Source organism: Streptomyces sp. NPDC104371, from assembly GCF_055583785.1.
The window spans coordinates 660,802-667,564 of the sequence record NZ_JBVJNF010000004.1; the positions used below are offsets into that span (position 1 = coordinate 660,802).

The 6,763-nt window shown below is 69.3% G+C and carries 8 protein-coding genes; 4 read left to right on the top strand and 4 right to left on the bottom strand.

Annotation, left to right across the window (positions count from 1 at the left end; genetic code table 11):
• Positions 1-77: 77 nt before the first annotated feature.
• Positions 78-857 carry a hypothetical protein gene (locus ACZ60T_RS17115; RefSeq protein ID WP_469666566.1) on the bottom strand — a complete coding sequence of 260 codons (780 nt, stop codon included), beginning with the start codon at positions 855-857 and terminating at the stop codon, positions 78-80.
• Positions 858-1,008: 151 nt separating this feature from the next.
• On the opposite strand from ACZ60T_RS17115, the gene ACZ60T_RS17120 reads away from it, so the two are divergent.
• From ACZ60T_RS17120 to ACZ60T_RS17130, 3 genes are all read left to right on the top strand, one after another.
• On the top strand, positions 1,009-1,806 hold the full coding sequence (locus tag ACZ60T_RS17120) for an ABC transporter ATP-binding protein (RefSeq protein ID WP_252428389.1): 798 nt from the start codon (positions 1,009-1,011) through the stop codon (positions 1,804-1,806).
• 85 nt (positions 1,807-1,891) lie between these two features.
• Entirely contained in the window at positions 1,892-2,317 is a 426-nt protein-coding gene (locus ACZ60T_RS17125) for an NfeD family protein (protein ID WP_365620944.1), read from the top strand.
• Between the two features lie 130 nt (positions 2,318-2,447).
• Positions 2,448-3,404, top strand: coding sequence for an SPFH domain-containing protein (locus ACZ60T_RS17130; protein WP_365620947.1), 957 nt, complete (start codon positions 2,448-2,450; stop codon positions 3,402-3,404).
• A gap of 91 nt (positions 3,405-3,495) precedes the next feature.
• On the opposite strand, the gene ACZ60T_RS17135 is transcribed toward ACZ60T_RS17130, so the two are convergent.
• From ACZ60T_RS17135 to ACZ60T_RS17145, 3 genes are all read right to left on the bottom strand, one after another.
• Positions 3,496-4,002 carry an HNH endonuclease gene (locus tag ACZ60T_RS17135; protein WP_365620949.1) on the bottom strand — a complete coding sequence of 169 codons (507 nt, stop codon included), beginning with the start codon at positions 4,000-4,002 and terminating at the stop codon, positions 3,496-3,498.
• A gap of 164 nt (positions 4,003-4,166) precedes the next feature.
• Entirely contained in the window at positions 4,167-4,706 is a 540-nt protein-coding gene (locus ACZ60T_RS17140; protein ID WP_469666568.1) for a YbhB/YbcL family Raf kinase inhibitor-like protein, read from the bottom strand.
• Between the two features lie 51 nt (positions 4,707-4,757).
• A complete protein-coding gene (locus tag ACZ60T_RS17145) occupies positions 4,758-5,543 on the bottom strand; it encodes a sporulation protein (protein ID WP_469666595.1) in 786 nt (261 codons plus the stop codon).
• A 204-nt stretch (positions 5,544-5,747) separates the two neighbouring features.
• Here ACZ60T_RS17145 and ACZ60T_RS17150 point away from each other — a divergent pair, with 204 nt between their 5' ends.
• Positions 5,748-6,389: a DNA-3-methyladenine glycosylase gene (locus tag ACZ60T_RS17150; protein WP_365620954.1), complete on the top strand. Its 642-nt coding sequence runs from the start codon at positions 5,748-5,750 to the stop codon at positions 6,387-6,389.
• Positions 6,390-6,763 lie beyond the last annotated feature (374 nt).

The following is a 6,763-nucleotide window of genomic DNA, read 5'->3' on the forward strand; positions in this document are numbered from 1 at the left end:
ACCGCGACCGGCCTCCCGGGCAACGACCCGGGAGGCCGAGTCGCGGGCTCACCGTCCGCAGGGCCGAACCGTCCGGCTCAGCGCCTCTCCCGCGCCTCCACGACGGAGTTGTACGCCGCGACCTGCGCCCGTCGCGCCGTCCGCTCCACCGGCCGCAGCGCATGCGCCCGCGCCGCCATCTCCGAGGCGCTGACCGCGCCCCCGTGCCCGTCCTTCGCGACCGACATCAGCAGCCCCACCCGCCGCGCCAGCTCCAACACCCGTACCGCGCGCGGCGGATACCCCGGCGCCAGCACCTCCCGGCCTGCCTCGGCCCGCGCCCGGTACGCATCGATCGCGGCCTCCGCCACCGGCCCCGACGCCGCCACGTCCAGCCGGGACAGCACCTCCGTCGCCTCGCGCAGCGCCTCCGCCAGCTCCCGCTCGGCCTCCCCGAGCGAGGGCACATCGGCGGGCGGCGCCTCCCGTACCGGCAGACAGCGCCAGACGACCTCGACATGCGCGTCACCGGCCGGCCCCGCCGAGCTGACCTCCGGCACCAGCCCGAACGCGGCCCCGTGACAGACCACCGCCTCCTCGGCCTCCAGCGCCCGCGCGTTGAACTCCGCGGGCCCGCTCAGCCCCAGCGGATGCCCCGGCGCGGGCAGCGCGAGACGCAGGCCGGTCACCCCCAGCCGCCGCAGCCGCCCGAGCGCCAGCGTGAGACCGACGGGGGCCGACTCCTGCGGCAGCCCCTCGACCCGGTGCACCGCATCGTCACCGACGATGGACGATGCGGCGTCGTCGGGCGGGACAAGTCCGGCCAAAAGGGCATTTCCCCATGCGGTCAGTCGCCCTGAGCGTGGTTCCGTGAGCATGCCTCCACCCTAAGGACCTGACCTATGGATGGGAGGGGTCGGCCGGTGGCGTAGATTTCATGGGGGCTGCGCCCATCGGCGTGGCGGACCGCGCCGACCGGCGTACGCGAGAGCCGACACTGGCCACACTGCAAGGGGAGACAACGCGCTCATGAGCGATGTTCTGGAACTGGAGGACGTAACCGTGGTCCGCGAGGGCCGCGCTCTGGTGGACCAGGTCTCCTGGTCGGTCAAGGAGGGCGAGCGCTGGGTCATCGTCGGCCCCAACGGCGCCGGGAAGACCACGCTCCTGAACGTCGCGTCGAGCTACCTCTACCCCACCAAGGGCAAGGTCACCATCCTCGGCGAGACCCTCGGCAAGCCCGGCACCGACGTCTTCGAGCTGCGCCCGCGCATCGGCATGGCCGGCATCGCCATGACCGAGAAGCTCCCCAAGCGCCAGACCGTCCTGCAGACCGTGCTGACCGCCGCGTACGGCATGACCGCCGGATGGCACGAGGAGTACGAGGACATCGACGAGCAGCGTGCTCGCGCCTTCCTCGACCGCCTCGGCATGAACGAGTACCTCGACCGGAAGTTCGGCACCCTCTCCGAGGGCGAGCGCAAGCGCACGCTCATCGCCCGCGCCCTGATGGCCGACCCCGAGCTGCTGCTCCTCGACGAGCCCGCCGCCGGTCTCGACCTCGGCGGCCGTGAGGATCTCGTACGCCGTCTCGGCCGCCTCGCCCGCGACCCGATCGCCCCCTCCATGATCATGGTCACCCACCATGTCGAGGAGATCGCCCCCGGCTTCACCCACGTCCTGATGATCCGCCAGGGCAAGGTGCTCGCCGCGGGCCCGCTGGAGCTCGAACTCACCTCGCGCAACCTCTCCCTCTGCTTCGGCCTCCCGCTCGTCGTGGAGCAGGCCGGTGACCGCTGGACCGCCCGGGGCCTGCCGCTGTCCTGACCCGCGCGGTCCCGAGCCGCGAAGTCCCCTGGAACAGCCGTCGGTGCCCTGTCCGTGAGCGCACCGGCGGCCCTACCATGACCATGTGAACATCGACGCGTGGGTGTGGTGGCTGATCGGGGCGGCAGGGCTCGGCATCGGGCTCGTGATCACCGCGCTGCCGGAACTGGGCATGCTCGCGGTGGGTGCCCTCGCGGCCGCCGCGGTCGACGGCCTCGGCGGCGGTGCCGTGCTTCAGGTGATCGTCTTCGCCGTGGTCTCGGTCGCGCTCATCGCGGTGGTCCGGCCGATCGCGGCCCGGCACCGCAGCCAGCCCCAACTGTCCACGGGAATCGACGCGTTGAAGGGCAAGCAGGCCGTCGTCCTGGAACGCGTCGACGGCGCGGGCGGCCGGATCAAGCTCGCCGGGGAGATCTGGTCGGCACGGTCGCTGGACACCGGGCGCGCCTACGAAGTCGGCGAAGAGGTGGACGTCGTGGACATCGAGGGGGCCACCGCGCTCGTCATGTGACCTCGTGGAACTCAACTGAACCGAACAGGCCACGGGGCCCCCGACGGTCTGTCAGACTCGAGCAGCAAGATCTTCAACAAGCATAAGATCGGCCACAGGCGTCAAGTCGGAGAAGGGGTACGGGGAAACGATGGCACCGATCATCATCGTCCTGGTCATTCTGGTGGTGTTGGTCTTCATCGCCCTGATCAAGACCATCCAGGTCATTCCACAGGCGAGCGCAGCCATCGTCGAACGGTTCGGCCGCTACACACGGACACTGAACGCGGGCCTGAACATCGTGGTCCCGTTCATAGACTCGATCCGCAACCGCATCGACCTGCGTGAGCAGGTCGTGCCGTTCCCGCCGCAGCCGGTGATCACCCAGGACAACCTGGTCGTCAACATCGACACGGTCATCTACTACCAGGTGACCGACGCGCGTGCCGCGACCTACGAGGTCGCCAGCTACATCCAGGCCATCGAGCAGCTCACCGTCACCACGCTCCGCAACATCATCGGCGGCATGGACCTGGAGCGCACCCTCACCTCCCGTGAGGAGATCAACGCGGCCCTGCGCGGCGTCCTCGACGAGGCCACCGGCAAGTGGGGCATCCGCGTCAACCGCGTCGAGCTGAAGGCCATCGAGCCGCCGACCTCCATCCAGGACTCGATGGAGAAGCAGATGCGCGCCGACCGTGACAAGCGCGCCGCGATCCTCACGGCCGAAGGTACGCGTCAGGCGGCCATCCTCACCGCCGAGGGCGAGAAGCAGTCCCAGATCCTGCGCGCCGAGGGTGAGGCCAAGGCCGCGGCCCTGCGCGCCGAGGGTGAGGCGCAGGCGATCCGTACGGTCTTCGAGTCCATCCACGCCGGTGACCCCGACCAGAAGCTGCTCTCCTACCAGTACCTCCAGATGCTTCCGAAGATCGCCGAAGGCGACGCCAACAAGCTCTGGATCGTGCCCAGCGAGATCGGCGACGCGCTCAAGGGCCTGTCCGGCGCCATCGGCAACTTCAACCCGCTGGGCGGCGGTTCGGGCGCGGGCGGCGGCGGAGCCGCTGCCAAGGCAGCCGCGGAGCGCCGCGAGCGTCCGTCGATCGACTGACGCACACCTCGTTGTACGACACTGGGGCCCGCCTCCCGAAGGAGGCGGGCCCCAGCGCCGTCACGCGTACGTCTCGTCCGTCTCGTAAGTCTCAGGCGGCGGACTGCGCCAGCCACTCCGGCAGCGCTCCGAGGCCGTCGTCCCCGAGCGCCAGCAGCATCGCGTCCGCGGGCGTCGGCTCGAACGGCTGCCGCAGCAGTGGCATGCCCGCCTGCTCCGGCGTACGGTCCGCCTTGCGGTGGTTGTCCTCGGCGCACGAGGCCACCGTGTTCAGCCAACTGTCGGCGCCGCCCCGCGACCGCGGCACCACGTGGTCCACGGTCGTCGCCCGCCGCCCGCAGTAGGCGCACCTGTGCCGGTCCCGTACCAGGACACCCCGCCTCGACCAGGGCGCCCTTCTTCGGAACGGCACCCGTACATACCTACAGAGCCTGATCACCCGTGGCGCCGGTAGGTCGACATCGGCGCCTCGCATACGGAGTTCGGGATGCGACTGCTCGACAACGGCCTTGTCCTGCAACACCAGGACGACAGCTCGGTTCAAGGACACCGTCGACAGCGGCTCGAAGCTCGCGTTCAGCACAAGCGTGTCACGCATCCAGCCCACCTCCCGTATGCACCCGCCCGCCCCCCGGCGGGCCTGGACCAACTCTGGACGGGCATGCCGAGATGGACAACGCAATAAATCTGCCCGCCTCCGGTCACTTCCATGACCGGAGACGGGCAAACGTTCTGTGAACGTCGGGCTTCCGAGAGCGTGCGTCAGCCGGCGGCGGGGTTCTCGTACTCGCCGATGAGCTGGGCACGCGCCAGCGTGTGGAACCGCAGGTTGAAGCCGACCACCGCGGGAGAGGCGTCCGCGTCCGGACCGAGCTTGTCCTGGTCCACGGCGTACACCGTGAACACATACCGGTGCGGTCCGTCCCCGGGCGGCGGCGCGGCACCGCCGAAGTCCTTCGTCCCGTAGTCGTTGCGCGCGTGCACGGCGCCCGCGGGCAGCCCTTCGAACTTCCCGCCCCCGGCACCCGCGGGCAGCTCGGTGACCGAGGCCGGGATGTCGAACAGGACCCAGTGCCAGAACCCGCTGCCCGTAGGGGCGTCCGGGTCGTAGCAGGTCACGGCGAAGCTCTTGGTCTCGGGCGGGAAGCCCGCCCAGCGCAACTGCGGCGAGAGGTTCCCGCCCGCGTGCACCTGAGCGTCCTTGAGCGGGGCATCCGGCGCGACGTCCTCGCTCGTCACCGTGAACGACGGCACGGGCGGATGGAAGTCATGGGGCAGTGGCCGCCTCTTGAGCTCGGTCACCTCGGCACCTCCAAGTCATTGGATCAGGGGTCGGTCGATTCGTTGCAGAGCCTAGAACCAGCTTCGCTTGCTGCCGACTTCCGACAGCCACTGATGGAGGTAGGCGGCCCAGTCCGTGCCGTGGAAGTCGTGCAGACCCACCTGGAAGCAGCGGTAGGAGTCGCTGCCCTCGGTGAACAGACCGGACTTCTTGTCCATCTCCAGGACGACGTCCATCGCGCTCTCGTCCGCGACGAAGCTCAACTCGACCTGGTTCAGGCCGCGGTACTGCGACGGCGGGTAGAACTCGACCTCCTGGTAGAACGGCAGCCGCTGCCGTGTGCCCCGGATGTGACCGCGCTCCATGTCCGCGCTCTTGAAGCGGAAGCCGAGCTGGATGAACGCGTCCAGGATCGCCTTCTGCGCCGGCAGCGGGTGCACATTGATCGGGTCCAGGTCACCGGAGTCCACGGCCCGCGCGATCGCCAGCTCCGTCGTGACGCCGATGTTCATCCCCCGCAGCGACTGCCCGTCGATCATGGTGACCGGGGTCTCCCACGGGATCTCGAGCCCGAAGGGGACGACGTGCAGCGCGCCCGCCTGCAGCTCGAAGGCACCGCCGAGGCTCACCTTCGTGAACTCGATGTTCTGGTGGTACTCCGAGTCGTCGTGCCCCTCGACCTCGACCCTGGCCTGGAGGCCGACGCTCAGCCCTTCGATGGACTGGTTCACGGAGCCGCCCTGGATCCGCACCTCGCCCTGGACGACACCGCCGGGCACGACGTTCTCCTCGCCCAGCAACGTCTCGACCGAAGCCCCGCCGGCCCCCAGGCTCGCGAGCAGCCGCTTGAACCCCATGAATCTTCCCTCCCGGACGACGTCCGTGCCGTCGCCTCGCCGCTTGCGCGCGCTGTCGTACATGGACCCTTGATCCAATACCTGGATCCTTGATCCCTAGAAACGCGTTCCGGCCCGCCCTGGTTCCGCGCCCACACCTATAAGAAGGGGCGGGGAACCCGGCCGCCCTGTGGCGGAGTTCCCTCTGGACTACGCTCGTACGCCGTGATCGCGATCCCCGACCGTACGCCCCTGCCCAGGACGTTCTTCGACCGCCCGGTACTGGAGGTCGCCCCCGATCTCCTGGGACGCCTGCTCGTCCGCACCACCCCGGACGGTCCGATCGCCCTGCGGCTCACCGAGGTCGAGGCCTACGACGGCCCGAACGACCCCGGCTCCCACGCGTACCGCGGCCGCACGGCCCGCAACGAGGTGATGTTCGGGCCACCCGGCCATGTATACGTCTACTTCACCTACGGCATGTGGCACTGCATGAATCTCGTGTGCGGCCCGGAGGGCAGGGCGAGCGGCGTACTGCTGCGCGCGGGCGAGATCGTCGAGGGCGCCGAACTGGCCCGCAAGCGCCGGATCTCCGCCCGGAACGACAGGGAACTGGCCAAGGGCCCGGCCCGCCTGGCCACGGCGCTGGGTGTGGACCGCGCCTTCGACGGCACGGACGCGTGCGCCCCGGGCGAGACGCCGTTGCGGATCGCGACCGGTGCGCCGGTCGCCGCCGACCAGGTACGCAGCGGCCCGCGCACGGGCGTCGCCGGGGACGGGGGCGTGCACCCCTGGCGCTACTGGATCGCGGACGACCCGACCGTGAGCCCCTACCGGCCTCATACGCCCCGGCGGCGCCGAAGTTGACGGGGCCCTGGAGAGTGCGTAATGTACTCCGAGCCGCTTGAACCGGGTACGGCGTCACGCCAGCAGCCGGAAGCGGCCAACCCACTACTCACGACCTCCCTCGCAGAGGGTGAATTCGTCATGTCCGCATGCTCGAATTCAATCTCTCGGACCCGATTAGGGACTCCGCCGAGAATCGGTTAAAGTAGTGAATGTCGAAAGGCCGCGAGGTAATTGCATCTCAGGCTCAAGACAAACCCACTGACGGGGAATCAGGGCCGAAAGGATCTGATAGAGTCAGAACCGCCGGAAAGGGAAACGCGAGAGCGAGAACCTGGAAAGCACCGAGGAAATCGGATCGGAAAGATCTGATAGAGTCGGAAACACCGAAGGGA